Origin of the sequence: Vibrio astriarenae (assembly GCF_010587385.1) — a bacterium.
Lineage (GTDB): Bacteria > Pseudomonadota > Gammaproteobacteria > Enterobacterales > Vibrionaceae > Vibrio > Vibrio astriarenae.
This window is the reverse complement of sequence record NZ_CP047475.1, coordinates 1,170,625-1,187,395: the sequence shown is the minus strand read 5'-3', so window position 1 is coordinate 1,187,395 and position 16,771 is coordinate 1,170,625. Positions and strand designations below refer to the sequence as shown.

Sequence of the window (16,771 nt, the reverse complement as noted above, 5' to 3'; positions counted from 1 at the left end):
CATTGTTACGTGAGCCCTTTTGCATTTCACTTCTTTATAGCTGTGGTGTTGTCAGCTTGATATCGTGACGATATAAACGTCTAACTAATGGCAACCCTAACAAGAATAACCAGAAACCATTGACTGCTCCACCACTACCACCATCAATTACTTGTGGATTACTATCCGGAGCACTAAAACGCATATTCGTCAATAAAGCACGGTCATCACCCGCGGCTGTAGAGCCATCTTTGGCGTAAGCAAATCGAACTGTGTTGCTAGTCTGAGGTAAAGTCAAACGAGCCGAGAACTGTTCTTCTCCGGATATATCGTCAAGTTCCGTATCATTAACTCTTGCTGTTAGCACGTCAAAGCCGTTTTCACTCGATACTGTAACGTCTAGTGATAAATAACCTTGCGGAACACCCTCTATGACAACGACAGACTGCTGCCCATCCCCAATCTCTCCAGAACGAATACCGTCAGTTGCCGCAATCCATGGCTTATCATTGACATAAACGGCATCATAATCGAAAGTAATTGCATCTTTGAGAGTCTGACTAGACTGCACTACGCCTTCATATCTAACTTGGCTAGACAGAGTTTGTGACTCTCCCGCCACTGACAAATCTGTTGACAACGTAACAGAAAACTCTGCAAAACCGTCTACTGGAAGTTGTACATCGACCTGACAGCTTTCTCCACCTAATAGTTCATCGGCGCTACAAGTATTCGATAATATGGCTGGTTGAGTTGAAGTGGTTCCCGATAAATTAAAATTCGACAAACTCGCACTTCGAGTCCCGGTATTTGTGTAGGTAAATACGTGGTCTAACACCGTTCCCGGCTCAAAATACCCAATGTGTTCGTTCTGGGTGTAGCTGAGTCCAATATTAAACTGACTCAGCCAACCTTGAAAAAAGCCCGCATCTGCGTAAACACCATAAGAGCCAGCTCTGCCGCAAAAGCGATCACCCCAACTCACCCAACCGAGTTGTTCACCCGTATCTTTGATTACAATTGGACCGCCACTATCACCTCGACAGCTATCTTGACCCTCTGAGGGCGTTCCAGCACAAAAGTTTTGCGCAGGGATCTCTCCATACACTGCGTTGCACTCTTCACGACTGACGAGGTTTATATCAAGCTCTTGAAGACTATCCGGGCGCACTGTACTACCACTAGGCTCAATCGTGCCCCAACCCGCTACGGTAAGCGTCACATCACCCGACATATAGAGCTCTTCAAGACGCCCTTCGGGAGCAAGACGGACTGCGTCGGCCTCATCCGAGGTGAGTTCTCGGGGAAGTTCCAATACCGCAATATCATAAAGAAGTCGGTCTGAATCAAATAACTCGTGAATATAGATATTATTGACACCGACTCTCGTGCCTTGATTTTCATCATCGAGATCATTGACTCCGAACAGCAGTTCAATATCCCCCGAAGAAGTATTTTCCACACAATGTGCCGCAGTTAGCACATATCTCCCTCCAAGGTAGCTGGCTCCGCAGATCTGCCCCTGACTTGCAGAAAATCCTTTCTGTATCAACGCTCCAATAAAAGGCCATTCTCCTTCAGGAGCTGGAGTACCATCAATAATACGAGCAGAGGGTGTAGAGGCGACCGCGGGAATTGCAGCCAATGACAGGCTCGCGACTATCGAGCTAAATACTATTGTGTGCTTCATGTTCCGATCCTTAGATAATTTGCACTCGCATACTACGTTAGTACGTCGAAGCGTTGAACATGGATGGCGGATTTAAGCCTACAAATGCGATCGAATCTAAATAAACGCATATATTGTCTCAAATACGCGATAGATTAAGTATAGAAAAGCCGCCTCCAATCGGAAAGCGGCTTTGTATACTAATGATTTTGTTAGTAATTTAATCTAAGTGTCTGAGTAGTGCTTGTACTGGGTGGAGCGTTTTTACATTTTCAAAACGTTTGACCTGGCTGCGACAAGAATAGCCTGTGACGAGACAGCGCTCTTTTGGCAATACGTCTAAATTCCCCTTCCAACTTAGGCCGTAGATGTCTTTCGACATTTGCAGTTTGTCAGACTCATGGCCAAAGGTTCCAGCCATTCCACAGCACCCGACAGCGACCGTGTTAAGCACTGCGCCAAAATGCTGGAAAATCGCGCCCCACTCTTTTTCGGCATTGGGTAACTTGGTCTTTTCGGTGCAGTGGGCAAACAGGTACCAAGGCTCACTGTTCGTTGTGTGGTGATCAAAAGCGTTCAGGCGAGGGAGTAGCCATTCATGCGCAGTCAATACGTCAAACTCTCCCCTGGCCTCGGCAAGAATCTCATTATATTCATCGCGATAGCAAAGCACGAGTGCAGGGTCAACGCCCACCATTGGAATATTGAGGTTTGCTACAGTATCAAGGAATGTCGCCGTATCTTTTGCCCCCTTGGCAAACTGCTTTAGAAAACCTTTGATATGTTGCGCTTTGCCATTCGGTTTGAATGGCAGCATCACTGGGGTTTTGCCCAATTTCCTTACGAGGAGACAAAAATCTTCAACAACCTCTGCATCATAAAAGCTCGTAAAAGGGTCTTGAACAATCAACACATAGTCTTCACGCTCACTTGGTGCCACGGCACTCAAAGCTTGCAAGTCAAACACTTCATAAGCCGATGCTCTCTGCTTTAGCGTAGGTACGGACAAAAGAGGCGCATCAATATAGCCCACCGTTTTCTCTGTTAACGACTGAACCCAACCCTGTTTAAGCACTGCATTGGTCACCGCTGGCATCGCTCCCATCACTGGCAGTAACGTCTCAATATTGGCCACGAGGTAATCTTTCGCAGGGCGTTGGTAGCGGCTGTAGTAGGCATTGAGGAAACGTGAACGGAAACTCGGAACATCGACCTTAATCGGGCACTGGCTAGCACACGCTTTACAAGCCAAACACCCATTCATCGCCTCATACACTTCATGCGAAAAATCGTATTCATGTCGCTTGTTTAACGTATTACGCACACGCTCAATCATCTCTTTTATCGAGGCTGATTTGTGTAGTGAGGCTTGTTCAACATCGAGTATGTCTACACCTTGCTCTGAAAGTTGGCGCAGCCATTCACGGACTAACCCGGCTCGACCTTTTGGTGAATGCCTTCTATCTGCGGTGACCTTCATTGAAGGACACATCGGAGAGCTCGTATCGTAATTAAAACACAAGCCATTGCCGTTACACTCCATTGCCGCCTTAAAGCTGTCTCGAACTTTGACGTCGATTTGGCGATCATAATAACCGCGCTTAGTATCGGTTACCTTAACCAAATCGGCTTGGCTATCTAACGGCGTGCATATCTTGCCTGGGTTCATCTTGTTATGGGGGTCAAACGCCGCCTTTACTCGGCGCAGCTGATTAAACAACTCTTCACCAAAAAACTCGGGGCCATACTCTGATCGGAATCCTTTACCGTGTTCACCCCACATTAGGCCGCCATACTTCGCCACCAGCTGAACCACTTGATCAGAAATTTGGTGCATCAGTTGCTCTTGCATTGGATCACACAAATCGAGCGCTGGGCGAACGTGCAACACACCAGCATCAACGTGACCAAACATGCCATAATTCAAATTCTGTTTATCGAGAAGCTGTCTAAACTCTGCAATAAAGTCAGCGAGATTCTCAGGTGGCACACAGGTATCTTCGGCAAACGCAACCGGCTTCGCCTTACCCTTCGCCGCCCCTAACAACCCCACTGCTTTTTTACGCATGTTGTAAATACGATTGATACCGGCAAGTTCATCACACACTTGATAGCCAATCAGGCCAGACTCACCGTCATTGATCAGTTGGTCTAACTTGGCGGTCAAAGCACTGACTTGCGCTGCCGTCTCTTCAGTGTTTTCACCGGCAAACTCCACCATATTGATGCCAAGCATTTCTTTACCGGGAACATCTTGTAACAGGTCACTGACCGTATGCCATACAATATCTTGCTTAGCTAAATTCAGTACTTTCGAATCAACGGTCTCAACAGACAACGCGTTAGCCTCTACCATAAACGGTGCATTGCGCAACGCTGAATCGAAGGTATCGTACTTTACGTTGACCAGTGTTCTGGCCTTGGGAATGGGAGTTAGGTTCAACTTGGCTTCTGTAATGAAGGCTAATGAACCTTCGGCGCCGCACAGCACTCGGGTTAAATCGAACTCACCACTATCAGAAATTGCATTTTTTAGGTCATAGCCCGTCAAAAAGCGGTTAAGCGGTGGAAACTTCGCTTCTATTTGTGGGCGGTAATCACGACAAACAGATTCTGTGACTTGCAACGCTTTTAAAGCAAAAGTCCCCTTATCAGCGACTGCCTCTTCAGAGCCAGACTCAAGGATGGAGCCATCAGCAAATACCGCCTGCAATGACAACACGTGATCAGAGGTTTTACCGTACTTTAGAGAGCCTTGCCCGGAAGCATCTGTGTTAATCATGCCACCAATGGTAGCCCGATTGCTGGTGGACAAATCAGGAGAAAAGAAGAACCCATACGGGCGCACCGCATCATTAAGTTGATCTTTGATCACTCCTGTTTGGACGCGTACCCAACCCTCTTCTTGATTGACCTCAAGGATTTTGTTCATGTGACGTGAAAGATCGACCACCACCCCTTTTGTCAATGATTGACCGTTGGTCCCTGTGCCACCTCCCCGAGGAGAAAAAGTCACTCGCTCGAATTCCGGCTGGCTACTGACTTCCCCAATTAATACAACATCTTGAGTTGTTTTAGGATGAACAACCGCTTCAGGCAACTGTTGATAAACACTGTTGTCGGTAGCGACTGCTAGACGACTGGAATATTGAGTTTCAATATCTCCGCTAAAGCCTTTAGCCTTTAGTGTCGATAGATAAGATGAGACGACGGGATCGACATCGGTCTTCGAATGAAGTCTGGGTAACATAAGCTTCCTGCTCCTTGGTACGAGAACGGCGTGTAACCAAGTTTCCGTTAAAATTAAATGTTGATTCACATCACTTTACAACATTTAAAAAGGTGTTCAAAACACTATTACAATGCCAAAATGCGAGCGACTAAGTATTTGTACGCACAAGCAGCAAAAAATAGATTAAAACGGCATGAAATGCCGTCAATTAGAGCAACATCATGAAGAAAAACAAAATAGTAACGACAGAAGACATTCTGTTAAAACTTTGTCAGTCAGTATCGGGAGTACTCACTTCAGCCACGGGCTCCAACGTCACTTATTCTGCTATGGTGCAGAAAATCAACAAAACTGCGTTAAAACCGGACTTCGGCTGCTTTGTACTGTTTGATGGCGGTTTTTCTGGGTTAGTCGTCATAAACTTCACCTCGAAAGCAGCGTTAGAGCTTTACACTAACTATATGCGCAACATGGGTATGCCAGAAGACGAGCTGGCAGTACTTCACACCTCTGACGAAGTAGGCGACGTACTGGGTGAGTTGATGAATCAGCTTGTCGGTGACTTCACCAACAAAATACGCAAAGAGCTACAAACTAACATTACGCAAAACCAGCCCAAAATGCTGTCTCTAAACAAGCAGGTGATCCTTTCAGTAGATACGAACTTAGACCGACCTCAGGCACGTCGCGTGACCTTCTCAACAGAAAAGAACAACATTTTCTATTTAGAATTAGCCATGGATAAAACCGAGTTCATTCAACTAGAAGAGTTTGAAGTAGCGGAAGATGAGTGTCCAGATGACATTCTAGAAGCCACTCAAAAGGCGATGAACCAGCCAAAGAAAGAAGAGAAGAAATCAAATGACGACCCTACCGACCTTCTTGATGAACTAGGTATCTAAGCTGTTGTAACTGATAAAGTTCTATAACAAAGAAGCCCGACTATATCGCCGTATACTCGGGCTTTTTCACTTTCTTAATTTCCGTTTTTGGACAAAAAAAGGTAGAATACCGCTCTTTTATTTTTGTCTGTTGTAAAGTCTTCATGAGTAAACAAAAAGCCTTAAAGAAAATTGCGAAGTGTCTAGAGCTTGGTAATTCTGCTAACGTCAACGAAGCGGCTAATGCCATCAAAATGGCTCACCGTCTCATGTTGAAGTATGGCTTGGACAAAGATGACATCGAGTTTATTAAGCTCGGTAAAACACTCTCCTCTCACCTATTACCAGCGAATGTAAGCTCGACACTACTACGCGTGATCCGAGGTATTAACACCAAGTTTGGTGTTGAGGCTGTATTGCTCAATCACAAAGGTTTGAAGAAAGCGGAATTTATTGGCGAAGCCGATCGCGCCATCTTTGCGGCTTTCGCATTCGATATCATTTATCGAGAGCTCAACGAACAAACGGGGCAATTTCGTAATAGCTTTGCTGGCAGTGGCACGCCCTCCACTGAAGTGACCCGACGTGTAAACAGCTTTGTCTCTGGTTGGGTTGAAGGCGCTTTAGAAAAACTTCCAGTGATCACGCCTGATGAAGAATCCGCAAACAAGATCAATGACTACATTGATAAAGAGTTTAAAAACATCGACCGCGAAACATTTAAGCAACAGTTAAAAGAGGCGATGAAGAACTTAACTGACGACTACGAGAAAGGTCTCAAAAAAGGCAGAACGGTTTCTGTTAACCGACCTATTGATGGTGCACAAGCACCCAAGATGTTAGAAAAATAGTGCAACGTCTGCTGATCATCTTGTCATTGAGTATTGGCCTGTTAATTCCCACTAAGGCCGATACTCTACATACCAACATCGATTCCGAAGCCCTCGCCCAAATAGAGCGTAAAGCAGACCTTGGTGACACTTCCGCTCAACAACAATTAGTAGATCTGTATTTAGCTGACGCTTCACTTATTCGCGATCAAGAGTGGTTCGATAAACTTCTTGTTGCCAATGCATTTGAGCAACACTTATCTAGCCAACTTGCGTTAGCTGAAAAACTAGAAGCACTCTCGTTAACTCAACCAGCAGCACTCGACTTGGCTATTGCGATGTATGGCGTTATCGAAGAGCAATCTCCAGAAGCTCGATCAAAGTACTACCATTTACTCGAGCGCAAATTCAACGACTCAAAAAAAGCCCAACTTGCTAACCTGCCAACCATAGAAGTCAATGATAGTGAAGATGGACAAACCATAAATGCTGACCGTGATTCCTCAATCCACTTATGGCTTAGTTATCTAGTTATTGGGTTTCTGTCTTTAGGTTTGATTGCGACTATAACCATTCTAAAGCGCGCTAGAGATGTCATTAAAAGTATCGATCACACCGATTTGCAGCAGCAAATCGCCTCACAAAAAGAGCAAATTAGCCGTCAAACCCAACAACTAAAAAAGGCACAACGCTTAATCGCTCAGTATGAGCACGTAAACCACCGAGAGCCACAGCAAAAAGCTTACAAAGTAGCCAGCGCTACCCCGGATAAAAGGCTCCTACAGGCCTGCCGTATTTTTGGTTATACACCAAAGACAATCCCCTCGCCTGAGGAAATAAAACGTCAATACAAAAAGCTCTCGCACCGCTACCACCCAGACCGCCACGGTGATAGTGAAAAGATGAAATCCATCAACACTGCGTTCACGCTCTTAATCAAGCATCACACTGAAAAAGCCTGATTATTTATTGGTCATATCGGGCATATGCCGCAAATTTAACATATAGTTCACATGTATGTCGCTCGAACACCGCGTGCAAGTGGCATAATAAAGTCATACAAATTAGAAGATATAATCACAACGAATAAGAATAACTGCGTGAATGAGGGGAGAATGTATGAAGACCCATTTTGGTCAATGCGACTGGTGCAAAGAATCAAGGCGAGTGAGCAAATTAGAGTACGTTGATGGAAAACACCATCACTCTTGCAAAGAGTGCATGTCTTTAGCCAAGATTGACGTACGCCTGTTCAATCTTGATGAGTTAGCACAGCGAGCTAAGACACAACAAGCAAGTCTATAAGCCCAAACAGGTGACGACACCACAGAGATGACGACTCATTCCTAACGCCTTTACTCACAGAGTAAAGGCGTTTTATTTGGGCTTTTTATTTCTCAAATTGACTCTCATTTTGCGATGAATCACTTTCTTTTCCCCCTTCTTAATCCTAAGTCAGTGAACCACATTATTATTGTCTCATAGTTGAAAGCTCATACTTTTCTAATGCTTAATAGCCCTCCAAGCTTGTCGAATCCCCCTTTGTCACCAATACTCAAACTTCGTTTTGAATGTCAACTTTATTCTCATTTTGAGAAACGCCCCTAGCGGCAAAGCTCTGGACAAAGGATTTAAGTACCATGGGTAAAATCACTTTCTGCATTATCTCTCTATGCCCATTCTATCTATTGGCAGAAAACGAACCCACGACCAAGACTGCTCTCGTTCTTCCCGGGCTGCATCAACAAGGACAAGACCTTCAAGGCAACACACTGTCCGCAGATGAAACTATCGATTGGGAGTTAACAAATAGCGACTTAGTGTTCGGTTCCTACTCTGAGCGACACCAAAACGAACAAACCAATGCGGTCGGTTACATGTACAATCAAAAGATGGAGCTCAATAATGGATGGCTAGAGAACAATTTGAGGAATGAAGCAGAAGCCAATGGCATCAACTTTGAAGACTACTTCCTGCATTTTACTGAAGACACCATCCTAGCTGAAGTAGACAGTACCCATGGCGAAAGTACCCTAATCAACCGTAAACCAATGATAGTGGGCTATACCACCAACGACGATCATGCTGGCTTCTTGCTCTATCAGCAACCGCCTTGGAACGCTGATGTTTTTGAGCACTATCAGCAAGGTGGCGCGCTTTATGTATACCACTCAGAGCAGTTCGATCGCCTGATGTTCAAATTCTCCCAATATGCTCAGGGTGGCGAATTCGTCATTGAATACCCTTCGGCCGTCGACGGACGTGGGCAGGTGACAGAATGGTCACAATTTGACATCAAAAAAGACAAAACGCTTGGGATGACAGAAAGCCAGAATGTCATTTGGAATCTGCCTGAGGATTGGGTTAGAGCAACGACGCATGACGCTACCGGAAGCAGCTATGGCGGTGGGCAGTATTTCGGCTCTACCTTTGTTCGCGATGGCGGTCGTCTTTTTGTCACCAGAATACGTTGGAAAGATACCAACCCTGACAACAGACCTAAGATCGATGAAATAAAGCTAAAGAACAGCTTTCCCACCGTTAAACCTCAAGATGCTCCAATACAAACAGCGAGTGGCCAACAGATCGAACGTTGGCGCAAAGTTCGTGGCTTTGATGTCAGCGCCGATTTGAACGGCGACAACTACCTCTCATGGACAGAGTACAAAAACCGCACCAATAAAAACGCTACCGCTCGCTTTCGCTGGGAGTCACGCGTCATCCCATTTGGTAAAATGTGGAATCAAAACTCCTCATGGGCGGTAACCAACCTTGCCAACACTGACTACCTCAACGCTGTCCATCAATACTATCAACAAGAGTGGGCAAGTCAGGGACTAAACGGTGCATACAACGACGATACCAACAAACTTATCGGTAGCAACCAGTTCTCTGTTTTATCCGGCGGACACATTCAGGAGCTTGGTGCTGTAGCAGGTTCAGAAGAAGCGGATTCTGTTTATCGCTCTCAGTTCTCGGCCTTTCTCAAAAACCTCGCTCAGCTCGATCCTAATGCTTTCGTGAGTGTGAACATCGGTACCGCAAATCTCTTTGGCAGAAACGGTCAGAGCCATCTGGCCGACTCGGCTTCGCTTTATCTGAGAGAGCACTACCTTTTCCCTTCAACAGGCTTTAGTGGCTATGCTGGCCTCTCGAAGTTTTGGGATAACTCCGCACTGGCAGCGAAAGGGAATAGTGTTATCTACCAAGCGACAACGCGCTATGGACGCGTACAATATTTCGGTAATTCGCAGACCAACTGGGAGCTCGACCAATACTCTGCGCTTGCCGCCTACTATTTGAGTTATGACCACGAACATAGCTACTTCAATCAATGGAACAACGGCTATCAGTACGGCAGTGACAACACGACCAGTGATAACTTTTGGACCGCTGGGGTGGCAAAGAATATAGCTTACCAGCCAACCCGCTTAACGGAGATTGATCTAGGTAAGCCCTCAAACCACATTCCACCGGGCTACGAGGCTATCCCAATGATGATGTCGACAACGACACCCTCACCTGCCGATTACACCATCATAGGTGACAGTTCGATGCATACACTGGTGCACGATGATTTACCTAATGGCGCCGTCGACGTATCACCAACCTATACCTACTTCGCCCATAAGTCAGAACGCAATGTGGTTACAGGTGGCCCAGAGGAGATGGTGCTTGCGCGTGAGTTTACCAATGGTCGAGTGCTATATCGTACTGATTTTCATGGTAAGAACGCCGTCTACTTTTCAAGTGCGCAACTCACTGTTGCACTTGATGTACCAATGAAAGTGGTCGATGAAAAAGGGAACGTTGGCGATTATGTGAGTGAAGTGACCCTTCGTGGCTACGAAGGGCTAATTTTGCTCTACTAGACGGTTAGTCTTAATGTAGAAACAAAAAACTCGCGACCTGCGCGAGTTTTTCAATCATTCTTTAGCAACTGATAACAATCTTAGCCACGACGGTTGTTGCGACCTGAACGGCTGTTTGAACGACCTTGCTCTGAGCGACCTTGGCTGCCACCTGTGGCATTGCGAGTGCTTGGCTTGCGGCGACCATTACTGCGACCGCGACCTGCTGGAGCACTTACACGTTCTTCGTGACGCTTAACCGCACGACGGATTTTTTGGCTCTTAGCACGCTCACGCTTACGAGATGTGTTGTCTTTGTTGAGATCAAGCATCGTCTCTTTCTCTGCGCGCAACTCTACCATGTCACGTAGGTAGTTAACTTCTTTCAGAGACAGCTCCATCCATCCACCACGAGGTAGTTTCTTGTCTAGGAAGATATCACCGTAGCGCACACGTTTCAGACGAGAAACCGTACAGTCTTGAGATTCCCATAGACGACGAACTTCACGGTTACGACCTTCGTTGATCACAACGTAGAACGTATGGTTCATACCCTCACCACCGGTGTAAACCACATCTTCGAAACGTGCTAAACCATCTTCCAGCTCAACACCACGAACAAGGTTCTTAACTTTGTGCTCATCCACTTCGCCAAATACGCGTACTAGGTATTCACGCTCAACTTGGCGACTTGGGTGCATCAGACGGTTCGCCAGTTCACCATCAGTGGTGAACAGCAATAAGCCAGATGTGTTTGCATCAAGACGACCAACAGAGATCCAGCGTGAGCCACGGATTTTAGGTAGACGGTCAAAAACAGTACGACGGCCTTCAGGATCGTGACGAGTACAGAGCTCACCCTCTGGCTTATAGTAAGCAAGAACACGACAAACGACTTCTTCTTGAGCTTTCGCAGATACGATATGTCCATCAATACGGATTACGGCGCTATCGTCTTCAAGACGTTCGCCTAGTCTAGCGACAATACCATTTACGCTAACTCGACCAGATTTAATCAGCGTTTCTAGTTCACGGCGAGAACCGTGACCAGCACGAGCTAAAACCTTCTGTAACTTTTCGTTCATTTATCTACCTAAATATGTCGTCTTCACAGACGTCAGTGGAGTGTGTGGTATTAAGTATAACTGCGCACAAAAAATGCGGTGGCAAAGTATCGCAAATATGGACAAAAAAATCATCTTTTTTCGTCCATATCATCGATCATTTTCATTTTGATAAGCGTGCTTACTCAAACGGGCTTGGGTCACCCGAGCCAACGCGTGCAATCACTGGGTCATCGTCACTAAAATCAATCACCGTCGTTGGCTGCTCGCCAAGGTAACCACCGTTGAGAATGACGTCTACTGCGTGCTCGAGTTTGTCACGAATATCCTCTGGATCTGACTCAGTGACATCATTACCAGGCAAGATTAATGACGTTGACATCAATGGCTCACCGAGCGCTTCTAGAAGATCAAGTGCTATTTGATTATCTGGGACACGAATACCAATTGTCTTGCGTTTTGAGTTCATCAAACGACGAGGGACTTCTTTGGTTCCTTTAAAAATAAAGGTATAAGGACCCGGTGTATTATTCTTTAGCAAACGAAACGCCGTGTTATCAACACGGGCATAAAGCGAGATCTCTGAGAGATCTCGGCATAGCAGCGTAAAGTTATGCTTTTCATCGATACGGCGGATTTGACAGATACGGTCCAACGCCTGCTTGTTCTCGAGCTGACAACCCAATGCGTAACCCGAATCGGTTGGGTAAATCACTACTCCGCCGTTGCGAATAATAGCGACCGCTTGGTTTATCAAGCGAGCTTGAGGGTTCTCTGGATGAACATAAAAAAACTGGCTCATAACGCTTCCTCGTTGTTTTGGTTTTTATCTTCTCTTGGTAGAAACTGCCAATCCTTCCATACCGGCTCTACACCCGATGGAAGCCATAAGTTTCTACCCAGCTCCATCCATGGAGACGGATAATGAAAATCACTGCCTTGAGAGGCTAATAGTCTGTATTGTATAGCATAATCCGCCAAGTTGCGTCTTTCTTGTTGTGCCTGTTGCGGTTGAGCCACTTCCATCGCGTCTCCTCCCGCTTCAACAAACGCAGTAATCAGGCGCTTGATCCACTTAGCAGTAAGCTGATACCTACCTGGATGTGCCAATACTGCTTGACCACCGGCTTGATGGATTGCCTCGACGGCATCACTCATTGAGCACCATGTTGGCGGGACATAACCGGGGTTATTACGTGTTAAAAACTTCTTAAATACCTGCTGCATATTCTTGGCAAAGCCTTGCTCTACCAACCATTTCGCAAAATGAGCACGAGTAATGGGTGCATCCCCGGCAATCGCCTGGACCTCCTCCAACACCCCCTCTCGGGTGGCTTTTGATAATCGCTCAGCAATCAGTGCGGCTCTTGTCACTCGATGCTGCTTTTGCTGCTCAATCAACGCCTGAAGTGCTGGCGAAGTTGGGTCAATGTTCAAGCCAACAATATGGATGTCTTTATTTTGCCATACGGTAGAAATCTCGATCCCGTTGATCAACTGGATTGGCAGTTGGTTTTCATCAATATGACGCTGAGCTTCAGCCAGTCCATCAGTGGTGTCATGATCAGTAATGGCCAGCGCCTCTACATTGAAGCTCAAGGCTCGGTCAATTAGGTCTGAGGGGGCAAGGCGACCGTCTGAAGCGGTGGTGTGACTGTGTAGATCTATTCGCATAATTATATAAAAAAGTAATTGACTTTTTGCTCTTGCACTAGTTAACTAGTACGCAATTACAGAGTCACATTGTTAAGGGCTACTCATGTTACAAGAAATTAACCAAAAGCAAAGCATCAAAGTCATTGCAACCGCTTCTCAAGCGGCAATGGTTGTTGGTTCTTGGTGGCGTTCTTGGACTCTTTCGAGTGGGCTGAACTGTGCGATTTAAATAAAGAATTCTCACTACCAAGCCCGCTAATTTTAGCGGGCTTTTTGTTTTGTTGTATAACTCACACTTAAATGCTTAAACATTCATCAAATCAGCACAAATCCCGATTGGGTCGATGATAGCTTTATGCGAGTATGTACGGCAGGAAGATAAGATACCGAATTACAAGGAGGTCTTGTGAACAAGACCATTGAAATAAAAAAGCTTGGTGAACTCGAAGTTCTCAATACTTCTGTTCCTTATTTCCAAGATCCGACGCGTCTGTTTCATACTTTGTGTGAGAAAAAAACAGACAGCCTTTTGCTTGAGTCCGCTGAAATCGATTCAAAACAAGACCTAAAAAGTCTTTTGATCGTTGATTCGGCTGTACGTATCGTCTGCTTTGGACACACAGTGACCATGACGGCACTAACGAACAATGGTCGTCACTTACTCGCGCATTTGAATGCGAATATCCGTAGCGATATCGCGAGTCAATTGGATGGTGAGGTTCTAACACTCAACTTCGCGACACCTTGCGATACGTTAGACGAAGATTCACGCCTGCGCGAAGCCTCTTCTTTTGATGCACTACGATTAGTGCAGCATAGCTTTGATATCAGCGACCATGACAAGCATGCTATCTTCCTTGGTGGATTGTTCGCTTATGACCTAGTGGCGAACTTTGAGCCTCTTGGGGATGCCAAAGCGACCAATCAATGTCCAGACTACGTATTTTACGTTGCTGAAACCTTGCTCGTGGTTGATCACCAAACCGAGTCTTGCCAATTACAAGCAACGCTATTTGCTAATACTGAATGTAAGCAAGAACTTGAGGAACGTATCGAACACATCACACAACAGTGTGAGACACCAAAGCTGTTACCAAACGCACGACACGTTGAAGACGTAACAGCCCAAGTCAGCATGTCTGATGAAGACTTCTGTCAAACGGTACGAGATCTCAAGCAATACGTTGTGAAGGGCGACATTTTCCAAGTGGTTCCTTCTCGTCGTTTTACACTGCCATGCCCTTCTCCACTGGCGGCCTACAAACAACTAAAACAGAGCAACCCAAGCCCTTACATGTTCTATATGCAAGATGAGCTGTTCACTCTGTTTGGCGCTTCTCCTGAAAGCGCATTGAAATATGAAACCGATACCAATCAAGTTGAAATCTATCCGATTGCTGGCACACGCCGTCGTGGCAAGCGTCCAAACGGTGACATTGATTTCGACCTAGATAGCCGTATTGAGCTGGAACTGCGCACCGATATGAAAGAGAACGCTGAGCACATGATGCTGGTGGATCTTGCCCGTAACGATGTCGCGCGTATCTCTCAAGCGGGTACACGTCACGTTGCTGATCTACTCAAAGTTGACCGTTACAGTCATGTCATGCACTTAGTATCTCGTGTGGTTGGACAGCTTCGTGAAGACCTCGATGCTCTGCATGCTTACCAAGCATGTATGAACATGGGTACGTTAACGGGTGCTCCGAAAATTCGTGCCATGCAGTTGATTCGCGATTTTGAAGGGACTCGCCGCGGTAGCTATGGCGGTGCAGTTGGCTACTTAACAGGTGAAGGCACTCTAGATACCTGTATCGTTATCCGTTCTGCCTATGTTGAGAATGGCATTGCACAAGTTCAAGCGGGTGCCGGGGTTGTCTTCGACTCTGACCCTCAAGCGGAAGCTGATGAGACTCGCGGCAAAGCACAAGCCGTCATTTCAGCCATTCAGGCCGCTCACCAAAACACGACCAACAAGGGGTAATGACAATGTCGAATATTGTATTTATCGATAACTTCGATTCGTTTACTTACAACCTTGTTGATCAGTTTCGTTCACTTGGGCATGAGGTCACTATCTACCGTAACAGTATCTCCGCGGAAGCCATTGAACAAGCGATCGCAGAATTGACGAATCCGGTTATTTTGCTTTCTCCGGGTCCTGGCGCACCGTCAGAAGCGGGCTCAATGCCAGAGATCATTCAGCGCTTTAAGGGTAAGGTGCCTATGATTGGTATCTGCCTGGGTCACCAAGCGATTGTGGAAGCCTATGGCGGTACAGTCGCAGGCGCAGGTGAGATCATTCACGGTAAAGTATCAATGATGGAACATGACGAGCACGCAACCTACGCGAGTTTGCCATCACCTCTGGCTATCGCACGTTATCACTCCCTTGTGGCGACGTCAGTACCAGAAACACTGACCATAACGGCGGAAGTGGATGGACTTGTGATGTCCGTCGTTCAAGAGCAAGATAAGGTGTGTGGATTCCAATTCCACCCTGAATCCATCATGACAACCCAAGGTGCAACCTTGTTAGAAAACGCCATTGAATGGGCACTAACGAAATAACTGCGTAAGGAAACTAAGGAATAATTATGGAAATCATCTACAACAAACTCTTTGAGCAACAATCTCTTACGCAGGAAGAAAGCCAAACACTGTTTGACGCCATCATTCGTGGCGAAGTGAGCGATATTCACTTGGCCTCGGCGCTAACGGCTTTAAAAATCAAGGGCGAAACGCCGGATGAGATCGCTGGTGCAGCCAAAGCCTTGCTAGCAAACGCCAAAGCTTTCCCACAACCGGATTACGATTTTGCTGATATCGTGGGGACGGGTGGCGATGGGCATAACACCATCAACATCTCAACGACTGCCGCTTTTGTCGCGGCGGCATGTGGCTTAAAAGTCGCGAAGCATGGTAACCGCAGTGTGTCTAGTAAATCGGGCTCTTCTGATTTGCTTGACTCATTTGGTATCGATCTCGCGATGAGTCCTGAAACGACTCGTGAAGCGGTTGATGCGCTTGGTGTAGCATTCTTGTTCGCTCCGCAATACCACGGCGGTATCAAGCATGCGATGCCTGTTCGCACAACACTAAAAACGCGCACCATTTTCAATATTCTGGGCCCTCTTATTAACCCAGCTAAACCCAACATCGAATTGATGGGTGTTTACAGTGAAGAGTTAGTCAGACCTATCGCAGAAACCATGCTCAACATGAACATGAAACGCGCAGCGGTTGTTCACGGCAGTGGTTTAGATGAGGTGGCGATTCACGGTGAAACTAAAGTTGCTGAGATCAAAGATGGTCAAATCATTGAGTACACTTTGAGCCCAGCAGACTTTGGCCTAGAAGAGCACCCTCTGGAAGCGATTAAGGGTGGCGAGCCTGAAGAAAACCGCGCGATCATCGCTAACATTTTGACTGGTAAAGGTACAGATGCACAAGTCGGTGCAGTTGCCGTCAACGTTGCCCTACTGATGCGACTATTCGGTCACGAAGACCTCAAAGCGAACACGCAGCAAGCAATTGATGCGATGAACTCAGGTAAGGCGTATGATTTAGTTCAACGTCTCGCTGCACAAGATTTTGGAAAGGCTTAAG

General features: G+C 46.3%; 14 protein-coding genes. 9 read left to right on the top strand and 5 right to left on the bottom strand.

Going from position 1 to position 16,771, the window contains the following annotated elements; all coding sequences use genetic code 11:
- Positions 1–34: 34 nt before the first annotated feature.
- Complete coding sequence (locus GT360_RS05665; RefSeq protein WP_164647942.1) at positions 35–1,669, bottom strand: S1 family peptidase; 1,635 nt, start codon at positions 1,667–1,669, stop codon at positions 35–37.
- Between the two features lie 199 nt (positions 1,670–1,868).
- The gene (gene ydiJ / locus GT360_RS05660; protein ID WP_164647941.1) at positions 1,869–4,898 is read right to left on the bottom strand and encodes a D-2-hydroxyglutarate dehydrogenase YdiJ; all 3,030 of its coding nucleotides are present in this window, start codon (positions 4,896–4,898) and stop codon (positions 1,869–1,871) included.
- A gap of 203 nt (positions 4,899–5,101) precedes the next feature.
- On the opposite strand from ydiJ, the gene GT360_RS05655 reads away from it, so the two are divergent.
- From GT360_RS05655 to GT360_RS05635, 5 genes are all read left to right on the top strand, one after another.
- On the top strand, positions 5,102–5,782 hold the full coding sequence (locus GT360_RS05655; protein ID WP_164647940.1) for a DUF3334 family protein: 681 nt from the start codon (positions 5,102–5,104) through the stop codon (positions 5,780–5,782).
- A 143-nt stretch (positions 5,783–5,925) separates the two neighbouring features.
- Positions 5,926–6,612: a DUF2786 domain-containing protein gene (locus tag GT360_RS05650; protein ID WP_164647939.1), complete on the top strand. Its 687-nt coding sequence runs from the start codon at positions 5,926–5,928 to the stop codon at positions 6,610–6,612.
- Positions 6,612–7,553: a DnaJ domain-containing protein gene (locus GT360_RS05645; protein WP_164647938.1), complete on the top strand. Its 942-nt coding sequence runs from the start codon at positions 6,612–6,614 to the stop codon at positions 7,551–7,553. The genes GT360_RS05650 and GT360_RS05645 overlap by 1 nt, the downstream gene beginning before the upstream one ends.
- Before the next feature lie 157 nt (positions 7,554–7,710).
- Positions 7,711–7,896, top strand: coding sequence for a hypothetical protein (locus GT360_RS05640; protein ID WP_164647937.1), 186 nt, complete (start codon positions 7,711–7,713; stop codon positions 7,894–7,896).
- A gap of 335 nt (positions 7,897–8,231) precedes the next feature.
- Positions 8,232–10,463 carry a hypothetical protein gene (locus tag GT360_RS05635; protein ID WP_239502593.1) on the top strand — a complete coding sequence of 744 codons (2,232 nt, stop codon included), beginning with the start codon at positions 8,232–8,234 and terminating at the stop codon, positions 10,461–10,463.
- An 80-nt stretch (positions 10,464–10,543) separates the two neighbouring features.
- Here GT360_RS05635 and rluB read toward each other — a convergent pair whose 3' ends face one another.
- From rluB to rnm, 3 genes are all read right to left on the bottom strand, one after another.
- On the bottom strand, positions 10,544–11,527 hold the full coding sequence (gene rluB, locus GT360_RS05630) for a 23S rRNA pseudouridine(2605) synthase RluB (protein WP_164647936.1): 984 nt from the start codon (positions 11,525–11,527) through the stop codon (positions 10,544–10,546).
- Between the two features lie 160 nt (positions 11,528–11,687).
- Complete coding sequence (locus GT360_RS05625) at positions 11,688–12,308, bottom strand: L-threonylcarbamoyladenylate synthase (protein ID WP_164647935.1); 621 nt, start codon at positions 12,306–12,308, stop codon at positions 11,688–11,690.
- Entirely contained in the window at positions 12,305–13,180 is an 876-nt protein-coding gene (rnm, locus tag GT360_RS05620; RefSeq protein WP_164647934.1) for an RNase RNM, read from the bottom strand. The genes GT360_RS05625 and rnm overlap by 4 nt, the downstream gene beginning before the upstream one ends.
- An 85-nt stretch (positions 13,181–13,265) precedes the next feature.
- On the opposite strand from rnm, the gene trpL2 reads away from it, so the two are divergent.
- The 4 genes from trpL2 (at position 13,266) to trpD (ending at position 16,770) form a co-directional block, all read left to right on the top strand.
- The gene (gene trpL2 / locus GT360_RS05615; RefSeq protein ID WP_164647933.1) at positions 13,266–13,391 is read left to right on the top strand and encodes a tryptophan operon leader peptide; all 126 of its coding nucleotides are present in this window, start codon (positions 13,266–13,268) and stop codon (positions 13,389–13,391) included.
- Between the two features lie 177 nt (positions 13,392–13,568).
- Positions 13,569–15,146 carry an anthranilate synthase component 1 gene (locus GT360_RS05610; RefSeq protein WP_164647932.1) on the top strand — a complete coding sequence of 526 codons (1,578 nt, stop codon included), beginning with the start codon at positions 13,569–13,571 and terminating at the stop codon, positions 15,144–15,146.
- A gap of 5 nt (positions 15,147–15,151) precedes the next feature.
- Complete coding sequence (locus GT360_RS05605; RefSeq protein ID WP_164647931.1) at positions 15,152–15,733, top strand: aminodeoxychorismate/anthranilate synthase component II; 582 nt, start codon at positions 15,152–15,154, stop codon at positions 15,731–15,733.
- Positions 15,734–15,759: 26 nt separating this feature from the next.
- Positions 15,760–16,770 (top strand): anthranilate phosphoribosyltransferase, encoded by a 1,011-nt coding sequence (trpD, locus tag GT360_RS05600; protein WP_164647930.1) that lies wholly within the window; start codon positions 15,760–15,762, stop codon positions 16,768–16,770.
- The last annotated feature ends 1 nt before the right edge of the window (position 16,771 follow it).